The sequence below is a fragment of the Gluconacetobacter diazotrophicus PA1 5 genome (genome assembly GCF_000067045.1).
In the GTDB taxonomy this organism is placed as follows: Bacteria; Pseudomonadota; Alphaproteobacteria; order Acetobacterales; family Acetobacteraceae; genus Gluconacetobacter; species Gluconacetobacter diazotrophicus.
Genome location: NC_010125.1, coordinates 615,317 through 634,838 on the forward strand (window position 1 = coordinate 615,317; position 19,522 = coordinate 634,838).

Annotated in this window: 17 protein-coding genes, 1 pseudogene and 1 riboswitch; of the genes and pseudogenes, 9 read left to right on the forward strand and 9 right to left on the reverse strand. The window is 65.8% G+C overall.

Features of this window, described 5'->3' with window-relative positions:
- Positions 1 to 16 precede the first annotated feature (16 nt).
- Positions 17 to 1,162 carry a pyridoxal phosphate-dependent aminotransferase gene (locus tag GDI_RS02865; protein WP_012223151.1) on the reverse strand — a complete coding sequence of 382 codons (1,146 nt, stop codon included), beginning with the start codon at positions 1,160 to 1,162 and terminating at the stop codon, positions 17 to 19.
- 85 nt (positions 1,163 to 1,247) lie between these two features.
- Positions 1,248 to 2,606, reverse strand: a complete 1,359-nt coding sequence (locus GDI_RS02870) for a sugar porter family MFS transporter (RefSeq protein WP_012223153.1) — start codon at positions 2,604 to 2,606, stop codon at positions 1,248 to 1,250.
- Between the two features lie 295 nt (positions 2,607 to 2,901).
- Here GDI_RS02870 and pckA point away from each other — a divergent pair, with 295 nt between their 5' ends.
- The 4 genes from pckA (at position 2,902) to thiC (ending at position 8,425) form a co-directional block, all read left to right on the forward strand.
- Positions 2,902 to 4,521 (forward strand): phosphoenolpyruvate carboxykinase (ATP), encoded by a 1,620-nt coding sequence (gene pckA / locus GDI_RS02875; RefSeq protein WP_012223157.1) that lies wholly within the window; start codon positions 2,902 to 2,904, stop codon positions 4,519 to 4,521.
- 95 nt (positions 4,522 to 4,616) lie between these two features.
- Positions 4,617 to 5,417, forward strand: coding sequence for a sugar phosphate isomerase/epimerase family protein (locus tag GDI_RS02880; RefSeq protein WP_012223159.1), 801 nt, complete (start codon positions 4,617 to 4,619; stop codon positions 5,415 to 5,417).
- On the forward strand, positions 5,410 to 6,285 hold the full coding sequence (gene aroD, locus GDI_RS02885; RefSeq protein WP_231854200.1) for a type I 3-dehydroquinate dehydratase: 876 nt from the start codon (positions 5,410 to 5,412) through the stop codon (positions 6,283 to 6,285). Before GDI_RS02880 ends, aroD begins: the two co-directional genes overlap by 8 nt.
- Positions 6,286 to 6,368: 83 nt before the next feature.
- Positions 6,369 to 6,477: riboswitch (TPP riboswitch) on the forward strand.
- Positions 6,478 to 6,544: 67 nt separating this feature from the next.
- Positions 6,545 to 8,425, forward strand: a complete 1,881-nt coding sequence (gene thiC, locus GDI_RS02890; RefSeq protein ID WP_012223163.1) for a phosphomethylpyrimidine synthase ThiC — start codon at positions 6,545 to 6,547, stop codon at positions 8,423 to 8,425.
- Between the two features lie 97 nt (positions 8,426 to 8,522).
- Here thiC and GDI_RS02895 read toward each other — a convergent pair whose 3' ends face one another.
- A complete protein-coding gene (locus GDI_RS02895) occupies positions 8,523 to 9,998 on the reverse strand; it encodes an aminotransferase class V-fold PLP-dependent enzyme (protein ID WP_012223165.1) in 1,476 nt (491 codons plus the stop codon).
- Positions 9,999 to 10,106: 108 nt separating this feature from the next.
- Between GDI_RS02895 and GDI_RS02900 the strand changes: the two genes are divergently transcribed.
- Positions 10,107 to 10,568 (forward strand): Lrp/AsnC family transcriptional regulator, encoded by a 462-nt coding sequence (locus GDI_RS02900; protein WP_012223167.1) that lies wholly within the window; start codon positions 10,107 to 10,109, stop codon positions 10,566 to 10,568.
- A 68-nt stretch (positions 10,569 to 10,636) separates the two neighbouring features.
- On the opposite strand, the pseudogene GDI_RS02905 reads toward GDI_RS02900, so the two are convergent.
- Positions 10,637 to 11,323, reverse strand: a pseudogene (locus tag GDI_RS02905) (TonB-dependent receptor domain-containing protein); the annotation flags it as partial.
- A gap of 95 nt (positions 11,324 to 11,418) precedes the next feature.
- On the opposite strand from GDI_RS02905, the gene GDI_RS18830 reads away from it, so the two are divergent.
- Positions 11,419 to 12,488, forward strand: a protein-coding gene (locus tag GDI_RS18830) for an IS630-like element ISGdi5 family transposase (protein WP_012553677.1) whose coding sequence is annotated in 2 segments (ribosomal slippage) — positions 11,419 to 11,905 and positions 11,905 to 12,488 — 1,071 coding nt in all. Because the reading frame shifts where the segments join, the coding sequence is not laid out codon by codon here.
- On the opposite strand, the gene GDI_RS02920 is transcribed toward GDI_RS18830, so the two are convergent.
- Positions 12,467 to 13,288, reverse strand: coding sequence for a TonB-dependent receptor (locus tag GDI_RS02920; RefSeq protein ID WP_050934977.1), 822 nt, complete (start codon positions 13,286 to 13,288; stop codon positions 12,467 to 12,469). The genes GDI_RS18830 and GDI_RS02920 overlap by 22 nt on opposite strands.
- Before the next feature lie 103 nt (positions 13,289 to 13,391).
- Here GDI_RS02920 and GDI_RS02925 point away from each other — a divergent pair, with 103 nt between their 5' ends.
- Positions 13,392 to 14,216 (forward strand): IS5-like element ISGdi2 family transposase, encoded by an 825-nt coding sequence (locus GDI_RS02925; protein ID WP_012553437.1) that lies wholly within the window; start codon positions 13,392 to 13,394, stop codon positions 14,214 to 14,216.
- Between the two features lie 15 nt (positions 14,217 to 14,231).
- Here GDI_RS02925 and GDI_RS18835 read toward each other — a convergent pair whose 3' ends face one another.
- Positions 14,232 to 15,020, reverse strand: a complete 789-nt coding sequence (locus GDI_RS18835; protein ID WP_322786476.1) for a TonB-dependent receptor plug domain-containing protein — start codon at positions 15,018 to 15,020, stop codon at positions 14,232 to 14,234.
- A gap of 30 nt (positions 15,021 to 15,050) precedes the next feature.
- Between GDI_RS18835 and GDI_RS02935 the strand changes: the two genes are divergently transcribed.
- Positions 15,051 to 15,644 carry an Lrp/AsnC family transcriptional regulator gene (locus GDI_RS02935; protein ID WP_231854201.1) on the forward strand — a complete coding sequence of 198 codons (594 nt, stop codon included), beginning with the start codon at positions 15,051 to 15,053 and terminating at the stop codon, positions 15,642 to 15,644.
- Positions 15,645 to 15,832: 188 nt separating this feature from the next.
- Here GDI_RS02935 and GDI_RS02940 read toward each other — a convergent pair whose 3' ends face one another.
- The 3 genes from GDI_RS02940 to GDI_RS02950 all read right to left on the reverse strand — a co-directional run bounded on the left by GDI_RS02940 (position 15,833) and on the right by GDI_RS02950 (position 18,002).
- The gene (locus GDI_RS02940; protein ID WP_012223176.1) at positions 15,833 to 16,012 is read right to left on the reverse strand and encodes a CsbD family protein; all 180 of its coding nucleotides are present in this window, start codon (positions 16,010 to 16,012) and stop codon (positions 15,833 to 15,835) included.
- 287 nt (positions 16,013 to 16,299) lie between these two features.
- Positions 16,300 to 16,686: a hypothetical protein gene (locus GDI_RS20135; protein WP_012553750.1), complete on the reverse strand. Its 387-nt coding sequence runs from the start codon at positions 16,684 to 16,686 to the stop codon at positions 16,300 to 16,302.
- 89 nt (positions 16,687 to 16,775) lie between these two features.
- The gene (locus GDI_RS02950; protein ID WP_012223180.1) at positions 16,776 to 18,002 is read right to left on the reverse strand and encodes a sugar diacid recognition domain-containing protein; all 1,227 of its coding nucleotides are present in this window, start codon (positions 18,000 to 18,002) and stop codon (positions 16,776 to 16,778) included.
- A gap of 157 nt (positions 18,003 to 18,159) precedes the next feature.
- Between GDI_RS02950 and GDI_RS02955 the strand changes: the two genes are divergently transcribed.
- Positions 18,160 to 19,476: an MFS transporter gene (locus GDI_RS02955; protein ID WP_012223182.1), complete on the forward strand. Its 1,317-nt coding sequence runs from the start codon at positions 18,160 to 18,162 to the stop codon at positions 19,474 to 19,476.
- Positions 19,477 to 19,522 lie beyond the last annotated feature (46 nt).

Sequence of the window (19,522 nt, forward strand, 5' to 3'; positions counted from 1 at the left end):
CGGCCCCTGGTCTGCCCTATCGCGCGGCGTCGCGCGCGCGGGCGAACCAGGGCGTCATGCGTCGCAATGCCTCCTCCAGCCGGTCGGTCGAGACCGCGAAGCTGAAGCGCATGAAACGGTGGCCCTCCATCGGGTCGAAATCCAGCCCCGGTGCGGTCGCCACCCCGGTTTCGGCCAGCAGCCGGGCGCAGAAGGCCAGGCTGTCGTCGGTCAGGTGCCCGATATCGGCGTAGATATAGAACGCCCCGTCCGGCGGCGCGATCCGCGACAGCCCCAGCGCGGGCAGATGCTCCAGCATCAGGTCGCGATTGTGGCGGTACATGCGGACATGGCCCTCCAGCTCCTCGCGGCAGTCGAAGGCGACCAGCCCGGCATGCTGGCTGAGCGAGGGCGGGGTCAGGAACATGTTGCCCACCCGCGTCTGCGCAGCCTCGACCAGCGCGGGGGGCACCACCAGCCAGCCCAGCCGCCAGCCCGCCATGCTGAAATATTTCGAGAAGCTGTTGACCACCAGCGCGTCGGGGTCGTCCTGCAGGACCGAGCGCACCGGTCCGATATAGCTCAGCCCGTGATAGATCTCGTCCGAGATGATCCGGATGCCGCGCGCGCGGCACAGCGCGACGATGGCCTGCATTTCCTCGGTGGAAAGGATCGTGCCGGTCGGGTTGGCGGGGCTGGCCAGGATCACGCCGTCGGGCGGCGGGTCCAGCGCCGCGATGGCGGCGGCCGAGAGCTGGAACCGTTCGGCCGGGCCGCAGGCGATTTCCACCGGTTCCAGATACAGCGCGCGCAGCGTGTTGCGATAGGCGACATAGCCCGGGCGGGCCAGCGCGATCCGCGCGCCGGGCGCGAAGCAGCAATTCAGTGCCAGGACGAAGGCCGGCGACGCCCCGCAGGTCAGCCAGATCTGTTCCGGCTCGACGCTGACGTCGTAGCTGTCCCGATAATGCCGGGCGATGCGCGCCTTCAGCGGCGTGCTCTCCCAATATCCCATGCCGTCGCTGTCCAGGATGCGATGGGCCTCGGCGATCGCGGCCTTCGGCGCGCCGGTCGAGGGCTGGCCGAATTCCATGTGCACGATGCTGCGCCCCTCGGCCGCCATGCGATGCGCAAGCGTGCTCAGGCCGACGGCATGGAACGGGTCGATCCGGGGTACGGTCATGTCGGGACAGTCCAGATGATGGCGAAGGGGCGTGCATCCGGGATAATCGCGGCCGGCCCCGCCGACAAGGTTTGCCCCCGGAACCCTATCGGACGAACGTGCCGTCGCGCAGGCTGGCCTCGATTTCCTCCAGGGACCGTCCGCGTGTTTCGGGGACGTAGCGCAGGACGAACAGGAAGGCCAGGGCGTTGACCACCCCGAACAGCATGAAGGTCCCCCCGGCGCCGAAGGCCTGGACCATCGACAGGGTGGTCAGAGAAATCAGCAGGTCCGCCCCCCAGTGCGACGCGGCGACCAGGCTCATGCCCTTGCCCCGGACCGACAGCGGATAGATCTCGGCCCCCACGATCCAGATCGTGACCGACAGGCTGCCGACATTCAGGATGGCATAGGCCAGCAGGGACGCGACCATCGCCCAGGCCTGCAGCCCGGTGGGCTGCCCGGCATGGAACAGGCTCGCCAGGATGAACAGCGCCACGCTGGCCCCGGGCAGCATCCACAGCATCAGGGTGCGCCGGCCGATCGCCTCGACGGCCCAACTGCCGAACAGGGTCGCCACGATCATCGCGACCCCCACGGCGACCGAGGTCAGCAGGGCCGATCCCTCGCCGAACCCCGCGCCCGAGAAGATGGTGGGCGCATAATAGAGCACGGCGTTGATGCCGCTCAACTGGCACAGCAGGCCGATGCCGATCGACGCCACCAGCGCCGGCCGCACCCATGGCTTGGCCAGTTCGGACCACGGGGCCTGCCTGTCATGGGCGTCGATGATATCCTGCAATTCGCGCTCGGCCACATGATGGTTGCCGCGCACCCGGCGCAGCACGACCCGGGCCCCCTCGAAATCGCCGCGCATCGCCAGCCAGCGCGGGCTGTTGGGCAGGAACGCCATGCCCAGCAGCAGGATGACGGCCGGAATGGCGCCCAGGCCGAACATGACCCGCCAACTGTCGTGGCGCAGCAGGTAGCCCACGATGAACGAGACGAGGACCCCCGACACCACCGCAAGCTGGAACATCCCCACCAGGCGGCCGCGCCGCCGCGCCGGCGCCAGTTCCGAGATATAGAGCGGCACGATCTGCGATGCCGCCCCCACCGCCAGGCCCAACACGAAGCGCGCCAGCGTCAGCATCCACACGCTGCCGGCCAGCGAGGCCATGGCGGTGCCGATGATGAACACCGTCGCGGCCAGCATCACCGTGCGCCGCCGTCCGCCCCGGTCGGACAGCGGCGCCGCCCCCAGGCACCCCAGCAGCGCCCCCGCGATGATGGCGGACGTGACGATCTGCTGCCCGCCGATACCCAGATGGAACTGCGGCGCGATCTGTAACAACGCGGCGGAAATAATGCCGGTGTCGTATCCGAACAATAACCCGCCGGCAGCCGAGATTCCGGCAATGACGTCGATGATGAGGTTGGCTTCCGGCCGTTCTTTTTCATTCATTAGCTTATCGTATAAAAGATATGGATGAAAATCAAACGCTAAAGGACTGTGTCAGGATCGCATCGCAGGTGATGAACAATTTTGTGATGACGTCATGAATGTTTCGGGTGGAACCTTTTGCACGGCCCGTCGGGCGCTTAACGCCATGCAAACGATACGGAAAATCGACGCCACTGGCCGATATAGGCATGTCGGAAACCGTTAGAATACATAAGGAATTTGCGACAATAGCCGTGGGGTGACGGACAGGGCGCTGCTATGCTGCGGGTCACGCCATATTCAGGAAGCGGAAAGAATGAAGAACAAGAACGGTTTCCGGCCTGCGGGTTCCGACAGCGTCCTGGCGGGAACCGGCCTGCGTCATGCCGGCCCGGTCCATGCCAACCTCCATGCCCCCGAACTGACCGAATGCGCGATCCGCCGGGGCGAGGGCAGCCTGTCCGCCGGCGGGGCGCTGATGGTACGGACGGGGGTGCATACCGGCCGGTCGGCGCAGGACAAATTCATCGTCGACGAACCGGCGACGCGCGCCGGCATCTGGTGGGGCGACATCAACATGCCCCTGCCGGTCGCCGCGTTCCAGCGCGTCTGCGACCATGCGCGCGGATACCTGGAAGGGCAGGAACTGTTCACCCAGGACCTGTATGCCGGCGCCGACCCGGCCCATCGCATCCGCATCCGGCTGGTCACGACCTCGGCATGGCACGCCCTGTTCGCGCGCAATATGTTCATCCGCCCCCCGGCGGCCGACCTGCCGGGATTCCAGCCGGATTACGTGATCCTGCACGCGCCCGAACTGGACCTGGACCCGGCGGTGCACGGGGTGCGCAGCAGCACGGGCGTCATCCTGTCGCTGGAACAGCGCCTGATCGTGATCGCCGGGACCGGGTACGCGGGCGAGATCAAGAAATCGATCTTCACGGCCATGAACTGGCTGCTGCCGGACCAGGACGTGATGCCGATGCATTGTTCGGCCAATATCGGGCCGGATGGTGACGTGGCGCTGTTCTTCGGCCTGTCGGGCACCGGCAAGACCACGCTGTCGTCCGATGCGTCGCGGCATCTGATCGGCGATGACGAACATGGCTGGTCGGGCCGGGGCGTCTTCAATATCGAAGGGGGCTGCTACGCCAAGGTGATCGGGTTGCGGCAGGCGGCCGAACCGGAAATCTGGGACGCATCGCGGCACTTCGGCGCGGTGCTGGAAAACGTGGTGGCCGACGCGCACGGCGTGCCGGATTTCGCGGACGGCAGCCTGACGGAAAACACGCGGGCCTGCTACCCGATCGATTTCGTCGCCAATGCCAGCGCGGACGGGCAGGGCGGGCTGCCGCGCCATGTGGTGATGCTGACGGCCGACGCGTTCGGCGTGCTGCCGCCGATCGCGCGGCTGACGCCGGCGCAGGCGGTCTATCATTTCCTGTCGGGCTACACAGCACGGATCGCCGGCACCGAAAAGGGGCTGGGGAAGGAGCCGCAGGCGACGTTCAGCGCCTGCTTCGGCGCGCCGTTCCTACCCCGCCCGCCGGAACTGTACGGCGACCGGCTGGCGGCCTGCCTGGCGCGCGTGCCGGTCACGTGCTGGCTGGTCAATACCGGCTGGACCGGCGGCCCGTACGGCGTGGGGGACCGGATCTCGCTCGCGCATACACGGGCCCTGGTCAACGCGGCGCTGGACGGGCGGCTGGACGACGCCCCCTTCCAGGTCGAGCCGCATTTCGGCCTGTCCATTCCCGCCCGGGTGCCCGGCATCCCCGCCGCGCTGCTGGACCCGGCGGCGGCCTGGGCCGATCCGGACGCCTACCGCCATGCCGCGTCGGACCTCGCGGCGCGGTTCGAACGGAATTTCGCGGCGTTCCACGCGCGCTGCACGCCCGACATCCAGGCCGCGGCGATCCGTCCCGTCCGGCCATAGCAAAAAACAACCAGCACCCGGCGGCGGCGTTCGGTGTCAGTGCAGGCTGCCCCGGTGCCGCCCCCGGCAGTCCTCTGAGTACCGCAGGAGGCTGCATGACCCACGACCTGATTCTGGCGCATCTGACGACCCTGTCGCTGGCGCCCCCCGACATGATCCGTGTCGCGTCCCGGACCGGCTATCGCGGCGTGGGCCTGCGCCTGGCCTCCGTGACGGAGGGCGGAACGGCCTATCCGCTGATGGACGATCCGGCGATGCTGCAGGCGACGCGCCGGGCGGCGGCGGAGACGGGCATCGCGGTCCACGACATCGAATGCGTATGCCTGACGCCGGACCTGGACGTCGCGGACGTGGAACCGCTGCTGGCGGCCGGGGCGGAACTGGGCGCGCGCTACGTGATCGCCATGCCCTGCGACCGCGATCGCGGCCGGATGGCCGACCGCTTCGCCGCCCTGTGCGCCCTGGCCCGCCCGCGCGGGCTGGGCGTGGTGCTGGGATTCGCCCCGGGGGCGGCGGTGTCCACGCTGGAGGCGGCGCTGGACCTGGTGGTCATGGCGGGGGCGCCCAATGGCGGCGTGCTGGTCGATACGCTGCATGTCGCGCACAGTGGCGGCACGCTGGCCGCCCTGTCGGCGCTGCCGCGCCGGCTGGTGCCGTTCGTGCATCTGTCCGACGGCCTGCAGGCGGGAAACGGGTCCGAACGCCTGCCCCCCGGGGAGGGGGCGCTGGACCTGGCCGGCATCCTGACCCGTCTTCCGCCCGGCACCCCCGTCGCGATCGCGGTCCCGATGGAGCGCATGACCCGCGAACAGGGGCCCGAGGCCGTGGCCCTGCATGTCCGCCGTGCCACCACGCACCTGCTGGACCAGTTGGCGGGGAGCACGGTCCATGCGTAGCGCGAAGGACCACGCCCCGGACGAACCGGAACCCTTGGCGCCGGGGCCGAAACTGCGCGCCGTGCCCGTGCGGGGCGTGACGCTGGGCGTCGGCCGCGCGGCGGTGATCGTGCCGATCGTCGCCGCCGGGGCGGACGAGGTCCGGGCCGCCGCCCGCCGCCTGGCCGGCCACGACGCGGTGGACCTGGTCGAGGCCCGGGCCGATCACTGGCATGACGCGCGCCCGGGGCATGACGGTCACGGCGCGCGCGTCACCGCCCTGTGCCGCGACCTGCGGGCGATCCTGGACCGTCGCGGGCTGATCGTGACCTTTCGCACCGGGGCGGAGGGCGGCGCGACCCCGATCGATGACGAGGCCTATGTCGCCTTCTACGACCACGTGCTGGAGGCCGACCTGCTGCCGGACCTGATCGACGTCGAATTCAATCGCGGCCGGGACGTCGTGCGGCGCATCGTCGCGGCGGCGCGGGCCGCGGGCGTGCGCGTCATCCTGTCGTCCCATGACTTCGCCGGTACCGGTCCGTCCCATCGCCTGGTGGAGCGCATGCGCAGGATGCAGGAGTGCGACGTGGATGTCCTGAAGCTCGCGGTCATGCCGCATGACGCGGGGGACGTGCTCAGCCTGCTGGCCGCCACGTATGAAATGCGCACACGCTGGGCCGACCGGCCGCTGATCACCATGGCGATGGGCGGAAGCGGCGTCGTCTCGCGCCTGGCGGGTGAAATCTTCGGCTCGGCCGCGACCTTCGGCATGCTGGACCATCCCTCGGCACCGGGGCAGATCGATGCCCGCGACCTGCGGCATTGTGTCGAAATCGTCCATCACGCCGTCGCCCCCAGCCTGCGGACAGCCGGGACGGGCCGCTGACGGTGCGCGACAATGTGACACGCGCCGGTGCCAGGGGTGGGCCGTTTCTCTTGACCCGCCGCGTTCCCCCCGCTCTAAGATCGTCGCGTTCTCCGGGGAGCCGCGTCAGAATGGCTGAGAGAGGGGCTAGCCCCTGACCCGTCGAACCTGATCCGGGTCATGCCGGCGAAGGGATGGGAATTGAGCGCGATGCCGCGATGCGTCGCCAGGATGACATTTCGCGCCGGCGCGGCCCCTCCAAAAGCAACGAGGACGCGCTATGAACATCCAGAGCCCCCCGCCTGCCTCTCCGCGTCAGCCCGCGCATGCGCCCGCCACGGGTGACGTGACCGTCGGCCCCCGTGTGGGTGGCCACAAGGTCTATCAGCCCGGTACGCTCTACCCCGACCTGCGCGTGCCGTTCCGCCAGGTGGACCTGCACCCCACGGCCAACGAAGCGCCGGTGACGCTGTACGATCCCTCCGGCCCCTATACCGACCCGCAGGCCGATATCGACATCGCGCGCGGGCTGGACAGTGTGCGTGACGCGTGGATCGTCCGCCGTGGGGACACCGAGACCGTGGCCCAGCCCCGCATTGTCCGGCCCGAGGACAATGGCGGCGCCACCGGATCGATGCTGGCCCCCGCGTTCGACAACGGCCGGCGGGTGGTTCGCCGTGGACGGGCCGGCCGGCCGGTGACGCAGCTGGAATACGCCCGCGCCGGCATCGTGACCGAGGAAATGGAATATGTCGCGATCCGCGAAAACCTGCGCCGCGCGCAGGCCGACAAGCCGCTGCGCGACGGCGAGGATTTCGGTGCCAGCATCCCGGATTTCGTGACGCCGGAATTCGTCCGCGACGAAATCGCCCGGGGGCGCGCCGTCCTGCCGTCCAACATCAACCACCCGGAACTGGAGCCGATGATCATCGGCCGCAACTTCCTGGTGAAGATCAACGCCAACATCGGCAACTCCGCCGTGCTGGGACATGTGGCCGACGAAGTCGACAAGATGGTCTGGGCCACGCGCTGGGGCGCGGATACGGTGATGGACCTGTCCACCGGGCGCAATATCCACAATATCCGCGACTGGATCGTCCGCAACAGCCCCGTGCCCATCGGCACCGTTCCGATCTACCAGGCGCTGGAGAAGGTCGGCGGCGTGGCCGAGGACCTGACATGGGAACTGTTCCGCGACACGCTGATCGAACAGGCCGAACAGGGGGTGGATTACTTCACCATCCATGCCGGCGTGCGCCTGCCCTTCATCCCGCTGACCGCTCAGCGCGTGACCGGCATCGTCTCGCGCGGCGGCTCGATCATGGCCAAATGGTGCCTGGCGCACCATCGCGAGAGCTTCCTGTACGAGAATTTCGCCGAAATCTGCGAAATCATGCGCGCCTATGACGTGTCGTTCAGCCTGGGCGACGGGCTGCGCCCCGGTTCCATCGCCGATGCGAACGACGCGGCGCAGTTCGCCGAACTGCGCACGCTGGGCGAACTGACCCGCATTGCCTGGGACCATGGCTGCCAGGTGATCATCGAAGGCCCGGGCCACGTGCCGATGCACAAGATCAAGGCCAACATGGACGAGCAACTGGCCCATTGCGGCGAGGCGCCGTTCTACACGCTCGGTCCGTTGACCACCGATATCGCGCCCGGATACGACCACATCACCAGCGCGATCGGCGCCGCGATGATCGGCTGGTTCGGAACCGCCATGCTCTGCTACGTCACGCCCAAGGAACATCTGGGCCTGCCGGACCGCAACGACGTCAAGACCGGGGTGATCACCTACAAGCTCGCGGCGCATGCCGCGGACCTGGCCAAGGGCCATCCCGCCGCCCGCCTGCATGACGACGCGGTGTCGCGCGCCCGTTTCGAATTCCGGTGGGAGGACCAATTCAATCTCGGCCTCGATCCGGAAACCGCGCGCTGCTTCCATGACGAAACCCTGCCGAAGGAAGCCCACAAGACGGCGCATTTCTGTTCGATGTGCGGGCCGAAATTCTGCTCCATGAAGATCAGCCAGGATATCCGCGACGCGGCCCGTGCCCAGAATGACGGCCTGTCCACGGCCGACATCAAGGCCGGCCTGGAGGAGATGAGCGAACGGTTCCGTGCCGGTGGCGGGGCCATCGACATCGCGGTGGCCGACTGACCAAAGGCGGGCCAGGGCTCAGCCCTTGGCCCGCCGCAGGGGCTGACCCCTTGGAAAAATCGATTGGGGGGGGCAGGGCATCGGGCCCTGCCTGCCTTCATGCCGCGCGGAATCGGGCGGTGGCCGGATCGACCGTGTAATGGTCGGCGGTCGGATAGGGCGCGCGGGCCAGTTCGTCCACCGCCGCGATGATGCGCCCGGCCTTTTCATCATCCATCAGCACGCTGAAATTCAGCCGCGTCCAGCCGGGCTTGCTGATTTCGTCCCCCTCCAGGATCGCGGCGCGCAGCGCCTGCGAGGCGTCCCGGTCGATGCCCAGCAACCGGTGGGCGTACGGTCCGGCGCAGGCGCATCCCCCACGGGCCTGGATGCCGTAGCGGTCGGACAGCATGCGGGTGAACAATTGCTGGTGGATCATTCCGCCCCGCCGGGCGTCGCGGACCTGGAACGAGAAGATCGGCAGGCAGGATGCCGCGCGTGGATGCTTCCCGGACAGGCCCAGAATCGCGATATTGGGATTACGGTCCCATACCGCCCTGGCCATGCGGTACAGCGCGGCGTGGCGCGCATCCATGCGCGCCTGTCCGATCGCCGCCTTGACCAGGAACGCCAGCCCCGCGCGAATGTCGCCCACCACATTGGGCGTGCCCGCTTCCTCGCGGCTGGCGATGCTTTCGGCGTAATCGTGACCCCAGGGCGAGACGAACCGCACCGTGCCCCCGCCAGTGAAGACCGGGCGGTGGTGCGTCACCGCCGCGTCGCGCACGATCATGACCCCCGACGCGCCCGGACCGCCGATGAATTTGTGCGGCGAGATCACGACGGCATCCTTTTCGCACGCCGTGCCCCCCTTCATGTCGCCCCCCTTCATGTCGATCGGCAGGTACGGGCCGCCGCCGGCATAATCCCATACCGCGCGGGCGCCGTGCGCCTTCAGCAGCGCCGTGACGGCGTCGGTGTCGGTGACGATGCCCGTCACGTTGGACGCCGCCGAGAAGGCCCCCACCTTCAACCGGCCGGGACCGGCGGCCTGCAGCGCCGCCGCCAGATGCGCCAGGTCGGGGCCGCCGCCCTCCGCCTCGTCGATGGCGACGATCTCGGCACCGCTCTCGCGCCAGGGCAGGATGTTGGAATGATGCTCGTACGGGCCGATGAACACCACCGGGGCCTCGCCTGCCCGGGCGGCATCGGCCACGCCCAGCAGGTGAACCAGGCGATTCAGCCCCGCCGTCGCGCCCGACCCGGTAAAGATCGTGGAAAATCCCGCCCCCGCACGGCATGATTGCGCGATCGCCTCGCGCGCCGCCCGCCGCATCCGGCTGACATGCCGGCCGCAGAACGATGCCTCGGTATGGCTGTTGGCGTAATAGGGCAGGACCCGGTTCATCACGAAATCCTCGACCTGCCGCAACGCCCGGCCGGATGCCACATAATCGGCATAGACCAGCGGATGGACGCCGAACGGTCCGGGCACGGGCGCGCCCTCGCCGATCAGCCCGGCGCGCAATCCGGACAGGTCGTCCACTCGCAAGGATGCGATGAAATCCGCAAAAGGGGGCTGGTCGTCCTGCATCGCACTGTTCGCCTCAAGAGGGTTCGCGATGAAAATAGACGGCGCGGCGGGAAAGAACTTCCCCTTTTCCTGCATTGAAATGGGCCGAATCGGGTCATATGATCGGCTATGGTGGAAAATCTGGATCATTTTGATCGTGCCCTGCTGCGGGCCCTGCAACAGGATGCCGCGCTGTCGCAACGCGAACTGGCCGATATCGTGGGCCTGTCGCAGAACGCATGCTGGCGCCGGCTGCATGCCCTGCGCGAACGCGGACTGATCCAGCGCCAGACGGTGCGGCTGGACCCGGTGGCGCTGGGGCTGGGGCTGACCGTCTTCGTCATGGTGCGCACGCGCCATCATTCGCGGGACTGGCTGGACCGGTTCCGCGACGCGGTGACGGCCGTGCCGAACGTGATCGATTTCTACCGGATCGCGGGCGATTACGATTACATGCTCAAGATCGTCACGACGGACATGAACGCCTTCGACGAGATCTATCGCGGCCTGATCGCCCGGGTCGAACTGGACACGGTCACATCCTACATGGCCATGGAGGCGATCTGCGACCGCCGGGACCTGCCCTTGTAAGCGGGCCTGGACAGGGACGCGGGCGGGGTGCGTGATGGGTCGAACCTCACCGCGCACCCCTTCCTGTTCTAGAACCGTGCGTGCAGCGTACCGAAGAACTGGCGTGGCGCGCCGGCAAAGAGTTGCTGCGTGTCACCGGACAGTGAGAACCCGCCGATGCCGCCGATATATTCCTGGTTGAACAGGTTGTAGACGCCGAAATTGAATTCAAGCTGAGAGAGATGGGGAATGGTTTTGAAGATATACGTCGCCGACAGCGATGCCAGCCAATACCCGTTCACGGCGGCGTCGTTCATGTACGAGATGTATCGCTTTCCCATATAGTTGACGTTGAAGTTGACCTTCGCGTTGCCATACCTGTACGAGACGTTGGCCTTGTACATCCATTGCGGATAGCCGGCCTCCTGCTTGCCGCTGATGGGATAATTTACCCCGCCGCTGGATACATCCTGCCCATAGGTGGATTTGTTGTAGCTGGCGCTGTTGAAGATCTCGAGGCCCGGCAGTGGGCGCACCGTCACGCCGGCATCGGCACCCCAGATCGCCATGTTCCCCACGTTGATATAGGTATTGTGGGCGTTCACCAGGCTACCGGTGGTGATGGTGGCCAGTCGGTTCCTGTAATCGATATGATACAGATTGACGAGGCCCGTGACGAAGCGGGAATTATATCGATAACCGACCTCGTAATTGAAGGTGGTCTCGGGCTTCAGGTTCTGGGGCATCTCATTGACCCCCCATGCATTTCCGCTCTGCCATGTATTATACCAAAGGCCGTAGCCACTGACTCGTGTGTGAAGTGACGAACGGCGCCGGCTCTGATTCTCTTGATTTTGGGAGGATCTGGCAGATGACGAGAGCGGTGAAGCTACGGGATGACTATTCGGCCTCTGATCTGAGGCGACTTGCGGCGCGCAGCCGGCAGGCGAACGCTGCGCGCCGGCTTCTGGCCCTGGCGGCGATCCGTGACGGGGCCAGCCGCACCGATGCGGCCCGCGTAGGCGGCATGGACCGCCAGACGCTGCGGGACTGGGTTCACCGCTTCAATGCTGAAGGGCCGGATGGCCTGCGCGATCATCTGCACGCAGGGCCGGCCTGCCGCCTGAGCGGGGCACAGCAGGCCGAATTGAAGGCCCTGGTCGAGGCGGGGCCGGATCGGCAGCGTGATGGCGTGGTGCGCTGGCGCCGGGTCGATCTGCAACGCGTGATCGAAGAGCGCTTCGGCGTCGTCTATCATGAGCGTCATGTGTCCACTCTACTGAAACGGCTTGGTTTTTCCTATGTCAGCGCCCGGCCACGTCACCCGGGTCAGGACGCTGGCGTCATGGAGGCATTCAAAAAAACTTCCCCCGCATCCTGAATGCCCATACCGGCCATCTGCCCAAGGGCAAGCCGATCGAGATCTGGTTCCAGGACGAGGCCCGGATCGGCCAGAAGAACGGCATCGTCCGACAATGGGCCCGGCGTGGCACGCGGCCACGCCAGCCGGCTGATCAGCGCTACGAGAATGCCTGGCTGTTCGGCGCGATCTGTCCGGCGCGTGGCAAAGCCGCCGGCCTGGCGCTCCCGTTCATCGGCACCGCCAGCATGCAACTGCACATCGAGGAAATCTCGCGCTGCGTCGTCCGCGGTGCCCACGCCGTCGTGCTGCTCGATCGCGCAGGATGGCATACCACCGACAAGCTGAAGCTGCCCCGCAATATCAGCCTGATCTTCCTGCCGTCCCGCGCGCCCGAACTGAACCCGGTCGAAAATGTCTGGCAGTTCCTGCGCGCCAACTGGCTGTCCAACACCGTCTTCGACGGCATCGATCATATCATCGACGCCGCCTGTTCCGCCTGGAACAAGCTTGCCGCCCTGCCTGACACCATCCGATCCATCGGGCTCAGAAAGTGGGCTCACACAGGTCTGTGTCTATAACCGTTGGTATTATAGGTGAATGCGCGCATGTTCTCCGCGAAGTCGAAAAACAGTTCGTTCCGGGGCAGGAAATTCCAGTTGATGCTGACATGCGGCAGGAAGGCGCTGGCGGTGGTCAGGCTGCCACTGGGCAGGGTGTCCTGGCCCGTATAGACGGGATTGTTATAGGATGCGCCGCCCGACGTCGTCGTCAGCATGGATTTGAAGCCCGCGTGCACCCGCAGCGTCTTCAAGATACGGTAGGAATCTTCCAGGTAATATTGAAAACTGTTGGTATTGAAGGTCATGGCGTATGCGGTGGCGAACGGATCGTTGTACGGTCCGGTGGCGCTTCGGGGCGTACCCTCCCCCAGGAGCGGCTGGTTGTAGTACCGTTGCGCCCAGCTATATCCGTTGTTTTCGTACCAGACGCCGGTTTCAAGCGAATGATTGGCGATCTGGTACTGCACCGCGCCAATCCCGCCCACGCGCGTCATCGACGTGTGCCCGACCTGCTGGATCATGGGCGCGCCCGAGGGCGACGACACATAGGGGTTGGTCCATTCGTAGTCCCCCGCCGATTGCTGGTCGTACAGCACCGTCTTCAGATGCAGGCGGGACGTCAGATCGATCGTGGACGTGATGCCGGAAAGATAATTCCGCTGGTCCTGGCCACCATCGTAATAGGAGACGTCCATGGCATCCCCGACCTTGGCATAGCCTGCGGGATAGATCCCCTCGGCAGCCTGATACGCGGCTTTGTAGTTCGGATAGAAATAATCCACGTTCCGGCCGAGCTTCTGGATGATTTCCAGGCTCAAATCGCTGTAATTATACTGGTCGAATTCGGAATAATTGAAGAATCCGGACAGTTTTCCGTAAGAGCCTGTTTGGAAAGTCGCTGAAGTGTGATTCAAGCTCTGGATGTGGACGCCAGAGCAGAGAGGCCGCATGGCCAGGATTACCCGCAAGACGAAGCGTTATCCGTCTGATATGACGGAGGAGGAATGGGCGCGCATCGCGCCACTGATGCCCGAGCCGGGACGCACGGGGCGTCCGCGCGAGATCGAATTCCGCGAGGTGATCAACGCGGTTCGTTACCTGGTTCGATCCGGCTGCGGCTGGCGAATGCTGCCGATCCATTTCGGGCATTGGCGTACGGTCTATGGTTGGTTCAGGGAATTGGCCCGGCGGTTCCTGTTCCAGACCATTCATGATGTGGAACTGATGCTTGACCGGGAGCGCTCGGGCCGTGAAGCCAGCCCTTCGGCCGGAGTGATCGACAGCCAGAGCATCAAGGCGCCGCACGCGAAAACAAGAGGTTACGACGCTGGAAAGAAGATTGTCGGGCGCAAGCGGCATATCGCCGTGGATACGGACGGACGCCTGCTGATGGTCAACCTGACGCCGGCGGACATCTCCGACAGCGCCGGAGCGCAGATGATCCTGGACGCGATCCGCAAGCGCTGGCCGTGGGTCAAGCATCTATTCGCGGACGGTGCCTATGACCGGCTCCAGTTGATGGACAAGGCTGCCTACCTGGACTTCGTCGTCGAGGTGATCCGTCGCAGGGACGGAGCGAAAGGCTTTGAGGTTCTCCCCCGGCGCTGGGTCGTGGAGCGAACCTTCGGATGGATGACCCGATGGCGACGCCTCGTGCGCGATTACGAGCGTCGCATCGATGTCTCACAGGCCATGATCTTCGTCGCCATGGGCGCCAATCTCACCCGAAGAAACGCTCATCCATGACTTTCCAAACAGGCTCTAACGCCCGAGCGGCTGTACGATCTTGAAATTCGCCTGCTGTTCGAACTGGTCCCCGGCCCCTTTCCATTTCCCGGCATCGGTGCGCGCGTACGACGCATAGAACTTCGTCCCGCTGGGATTGAGCTTGCCGCTCTGGGCGCTGACGTACGTGCGATAGGTCTGGTTGCTGCCGAACGTCTGTGAAATGTCTCCACCAGCCTTGTCGCGCGGATCGAGTGAATAATATTGCAGCGCGCCACCCAGGTTGGTGACGGACATGACATCGAGCGCACCGCCACCCTGCGACATGTCGACGCGACCGATATTGTTCTGGATGATCGCCTGATTGATATCGAGGCCGTTGGAATTGATGAACTGGGCATCGCCCAGCGGGATGCCGTCCAGGGTGATGCCCAACTGGCTTTGGGAATAGCCGCGAATATAAAATGTGTTCGCCCATGTATCCAGGCCGAACGGGTCGTCCGAGGCAAAATTGACACCCGGTGTCGTGGCCGACAGAATCTGCAGGGGACTGGTCCCCGCCACGAACTTGTCCATCGTCGCACGGGTAACGCTCTGCTCCATCCCATGCGATGTCTCACGTGTTCCCACGACAGCCACCGCTTCATCCTGGCTGGTGATGGCGCTGCCCGCTTTGCGCGTCCCCTGCGCATGTAACGGCCGCGATTTGGCCTGTTTGTTCGTCCTGGGGGGCGACGGGCTATTGTCCGCCCAAGCATAGGATGCGGAAACCGCCAACATACTTATTGAGGTCGCGACGAGGCAGGGCAAGAGGACGATGCGCATCGATTCCCGATCCATTATCAAAAAATTGTGATGACAGATCATAACGAAATCGGTATGAAAGGTGCGTTCATTTTAAAATCGATTTTATATCGATCTTTGCAGGTGGAACCGAAAAATTGCGCTTTTCCTCACCTTCCGAAAGATAGCATGGCGGTATCAATCACCCCGACCCTGGACGCTATCGACAGGAACATCATCCGGATCCTGGCCGAAGATGGACGGTTGCCCATTTCCGATCTCGCCCAGGCGGTGAATATCAGTGCGGCGACATGCTTCCGCCGAGTCCAGCGCCTGGTGGACCGCGGGGTCATCCTGAAATTCAGCGCGATCCTCAATCAGCCCATGATCAATCGCGGCGCCCTTGTCCTCGTCGGGGTCTGCCTGGACGGCTTGAACAACATCAATCTTGATACGTTCGAAACCGCCGTAAAGAAAATCGGAATGGTGACGGATTGTTATCTCGTGTCCGGAGAATTCGACTATTTTCTAAAAATAAGAGCGGAAGATATTTATCAATTTAATGCAATGCACAGTGAATATCTCATGTCTCTTCCCGGCATACGCCGCACACGAACATTCATCTGCCTCAAGGAGGTGCTGGATAATCATAACCCCCCATTGTAGGGGACGTATCTGGAAATGCGCACCGGCAGCGCTCCGACGCGCGTTTGCTTCGCATCGCTGCGCATGCCAATCGACGAATACACAACCGCGCCGCCAGATAACCGTCGTGCCGCACCGGGGTCGATCCCATAGGCCCCGGTGCGGCTGATCGCGCTGCTCCGAACACGATCCGGCGAAGCGGTGAAGCGTCAGAACTTGTTGATGGTACCCTTGACCGCGCCCTTGGCCCGTTCGGCGTCGCCCTTCATTTTCTGCGCGGTGCCCTTGGCTTCCAGGTCGGTATTCTTCGTGGCCTTGCCGACACTGCGCTTGATCTCGCCGACCATCGCGTCGGCATGTCCTTTGATCTTGTCTTTAAACTCGCCCATATTTCCTACTCCGTCATCATGCCCCACCGGCCGGGGGCCGACATGTCATTCAACGCTGGCCGTGCAGGGGGGTTGCGGTGGCCGGGCCGGGCCAGCCGGGCGGGGACCGTCACGGAATGACGAGGCCGGGTACGCGCGGGGCGTGCTGATCGACCTGCAGGGTGCGAAAAGATAACGGAAATTTCGATAATTATGGGAAATATGGGACCGGGTGTGGGGCAGCGGGCAAGCGGGGCACGCATACCCCGTTCCGTCAGGTATTCGAAAAAATCCTGTTCCCGTCGCGATCAGGACTGCGGGTCGCCGATGGTCGCGTTGCCGGGATTGACGTCGGCGCCCGGGCGGTGGCTGCCATGGGTACCCTGTTGCCCTTGATGGCTGCTGCTGGAACATGGGCTGGAGGATTCGTCGCCGCCCATTCGGCCCATGCCACCCCCACCCATTCCGCGACCCATGCCGCCGCCGCCCATGCCGCCCCCCATTCCTCCACCCATACCGCCGCCCATGCCTCCGCCGAATCCCCCCATGCCGCCGCCCATGCCGCCAAACCGGTGATGGCCGCCCATGCCGTTGCCCGCATGGCAGTTCGAATCGGTGCCGTCATCGCCGCATGCCGCCAGAAGGGGGGCGCTGGCGATCAGCAGGCAGCACAGCAGGGTCCGGGAATGGGTCATGGTCAGGTCCGTAAAGCGATGAACAGATCGGTCGATGATGTGGCCCCGGGGCGGGGAGGGAAAGAAACCGTATGTAACCGAATATGATCTCACGTGACCACGGGGGCGGGATCGGGGTCCGCGGGCCGGTCCGGGACCGCGTCCGGGGTCAGGTGCAGGGCCAGGTACAGCGCGACGATATCCGCGCTGCGCGTCAGGTCGACGCCGCAGAGCCGTTCGATTTGCCGCAGCCGGTAATCCAGGCTGTTGCGATGCAGGCCCAGGGCGGCGGCGGTCGCACGCTGCTGCATGCCATGGTCCAGCCAGGTCCGCAGCGTGCGCAGCAGCGGGGCATGCCGCGCCGCATCGGTCAGGGGGCGCAGCGGGGCGCGCAGTTCCTGCGTCCGCCAGTCCCGCAGCGGGTCGTCCAGCAGCACCGGCAGGCGCATGTCCTCATAGAACAGCGCGCGCCGCGCCGGGTGCAGCCGCCGTCCGGCCGCCAGCGTCGCGCGCGCCACCTGGTAGGAGCGTGCCATGCCTCCCGGCCCTTCGACAGGGCGCCCCAGCGCCAGCCGCAGGTCCAGGCCCGTGGCCGTTTGCGCGCGGGCCAGCAGCCGCTGCGCCCGCTCGCGCAGGCGGTCCGGGTCCCATGTCCCGCGGGCGGTCAGCGCCGGCGTCAGGACCGCGATTTCGGTCAGCGACAGCGGGGCGACCAGGTTGCCCTGGTCCGGCGCGCCCAGCAGGGTGCCGAGCCGGTGCATGTCCCCCACCAGGGCGATGCCGTCCTGTGTCCGAGGCAGGATCTCGACGATCGCGGCCACGCGGGCCGGCCGCAGGTCGATGCCCAGCCGCGCCGCCGACGCCGCCAGCGCGGGGATGGGGGCTTCGTCGCGGATCAGGCTCAGGACCAGTTCTTCCCGCAGGCGGGTCTCGCGGGACAGGGTGCGGCTCTGCTGTGCCTGCTCCAGCATGGTCTCCGCCGCCATGCGGACCAGTTCCGCATAGGGGCGGATGGTCCCCGGCACACCCGTCAGCCCGACGCAGCCGACGACCGCTCCGCCCAGCCGCAGCGGCAGGTTGACGCCGGGCCGCGCGTCGCCGTCCGGCGGCGCGGCCCGGGGTTCGATCTCGACCGCCTCCTGCCGGGCCATGACCCGCAACGCGCCGTCATGCACCTGCCCCAGCCGTGCCGGATCGCCGCTGGCGATGATGACGCCGTGGGAATCCATCACGTTGATGTTGCAGGCAATGACGGTCATCGACCGGTCTACGATCGCCTGTGCCAGGGCCGGATCGATCGCCACGCTCGGCATGGTCTCGTGCGCTCCGTCATCCACCCGGAATTTCGGGCTCCGTCATGGGTATTTTTAGTGCAGATGCACAAAGACGGCCAGATCATTCGGCCGTAGCATCAGCGAAACCCTCCAGACGCAGGTGCGTGTGGAGGAGGAAAAAAAGAACAAGGGGCTGTCTCAAAAGCCTCGGGGATGAACGATGCACGGAAACGCCCCCCTCTCGCCGCCGGCGGATGACCATCGGTTGGATGCGACCTTCCGCAAGGTCACGCTCGGCCTGGTGCCCTATATTTTCGCCTGTTACCTATTCAATTATCTCGACCGGGTGAATGTCGGCTTCGCCAAGCTCGACATGCTCGATTCCCTGCACATGACCGAACGCGCCTATGGTCTGGCGGCGGGGATCTTCTTCCTGGGCTATATCGCCTGCGGCGTACCCAGCAACCTGATGCTGCAGCGCGTCGGCGCCCGGCGCTGGCTGGCGCTGATCATGATCGTCTGGGGCGCCCTGTCCGCCGCGCAGATGTTCGTTCGCGGTCCGGCCAGCTTCTATGCGCTGCGCCTGGCCACCGGGGCCGCGGAGTCCGGCTTCTTTCCCGGTCTCGTCCTGTATCTGACCCGCTGGTTTCCCTCGGCACGGCACGGGCGGGTGCTGACCCTGTTCATGGCCGCGATTCCACTTTCGGGCGTCATCGGCGGCCCGCTCTCGGGCTGGATGCTGGGGCACTTCGCCGCGTCCCCTGGCGGAATCGCCGCCTGGCAGTGGCTGTTCCTGCTGCAGGGGCTGCCGACCGTGCTGCTCGGGATCGGCATGATGTTCCTGCTCAGCGATACGATCGGCCAGGTGCGATGGCTGACGGCGGCGGAACGCGCGGCGGTGCAGGATGCGCTGGATCGCGACCGGCTGGACCAGCCGCCCCGCCTGGCCGACAGTTTCGGCGCCGTGCTGCGCAATCCGGCGATCTGGATGCTGGGGTTGCTGTATTTCTGTACCCAGGCCGGGGTGTACGCGATCAATTTCTGGCTGCCCAGCATCATCCGCACCAGCGGCGTCCACGATCCGGCGGCGATCGGCTGGCTCAGCGCGATTCCCTATCTGGCGGCCACCATCTTCATGATCCTGATGGGCCGGTCGGCCGATCGCCGGCGCGAACGGCGCTGGCACCTTGCCATTCCGCTGCTGATGGCGGCGGCCGGGCTGGCGGTGGCCGCCCGCTTCCCGGACGACACCCCGGTGGCCCTGGCGGCGCTGACCGTCGCCACGGCCGGCGCGCTGACCGGCTTGCCGATGTTCTGGCCGCTTTGCGGCGGTTATCTCAGTCCCGCGGCGGCGGCGGGCGGTCTCGCCCTCATCAACTCGATGGGGCAGATGGCGGGATTCGTCAGCCCCTATCTGGTCGGCTGGGTCAAGGACATGACCCACCGCACTGACGGCGCGCTGTACCTGCTGGCGGGCCTCGCCATCCTCGGCGTGACACTGGTGCTGCGTATGTCGCCAGCCCGCGTAAACCGCTGATATCTCGCGCTGATGTTGGGCCATCCAGAAACAGCCGAGGGGAACC

Bases quoted from the DNA above. Each gene is read 5' to 3' on its own strand.
- GDI_RS18835 (WP_322786476.1), bottom strand. From the start codon at position 15,020: ATGCGCATCGTCCTCTTGCCCTGCCTCGTCGCGACCTCAATAAGTATG.
- GDI_RS02935 (WP_231854201.1), top strand. From the start codon at position 15,051: ATGACAGATCATAACGAAATCGGTATGAAAGGTGCGTTCATTTTAAAA.
- GDI_RS02940 (WP_012223176.1), bottom strand. From the start codon at position 16,012: ATGGGCGAGTTTAAAGACAAGATCAAAGGACATGCCGACGCGATGGTC.
- GDI_RS02925 (WP_012553437.1), top strand. From the start codon at position 13,392: ATGTGGACGCCAGAGCAGAGAGGCCGCATGGCCAGGATTACCCGCAAG.
- GDI_RS20135 (WP_012553750.1), bottom strand. From the start codon at position 16,686: ATGACCCATTCCCGGACCCTGCTGTGCTGCCTGCTGATCGCCAGCGCC.
- GDI_RS02865 (WP_012223151.1), bottom strand. From the start codon at position 1,162: ATGACCGTACCCCGGATCGACCCGTTCCATGCCGTCGGCCTGAGCACG.
- pckA (WP_012223157.1), top strand. From the start codon at position 2,902: ATGAAGAACAAGAACGGTTTCCGGCCTGCGGGTTCCGACAGCGTCCTG.
- GDI_RS02900 (WP_012223167.1), top strand. From the start codon at position 10,107: ATGGTGGAAAATCTGGATCATTTTGATCGTGCCCTGCTGCGGGCCCTG.
- GDI_RS02880 (WP_012223159.1), top strand. From the start codon at position 4,617: ATGACCCACGACCTGATTCTGGCGCATCTGACGACCCTGTCGCTGGCG.
- GDI_RS02895 (WP_012223165.1), bottom strand. From the start codon at position 9,998: ATGCAGGACGACCAGCCCCCTTTTGCGGATTTCATCGCATCCTTGCGA.
- aroD (WP_231854200.1), top strand. From the start codon at position 5,410: ATGCGTAGCGCGAAGGACCACGCCCCGGACGAACCGGAACCCTTGGCG.
- GDI_RS02955 (WP_012223182.1), top strand. From the start codon at position 18,160: ATGCACGGAAACGCCCCCCTCTCGCCGCCGGCGGATGACCATCGGTTG.
- GDI_RS02870 (WP_012223153.1), bottom strand. From the start codon at position 2,606: ATGAATGAAAAAGAACGGCCGGAAGCCAACCTCATCATCGACGTCATT.
- thiC (WP_012223163.1), top strand. From the start codon at position 6,545: ATGAACATCCAGAGCCCCCCGCCTGCCTCTCCGCGTCAGCCCGCGCAT.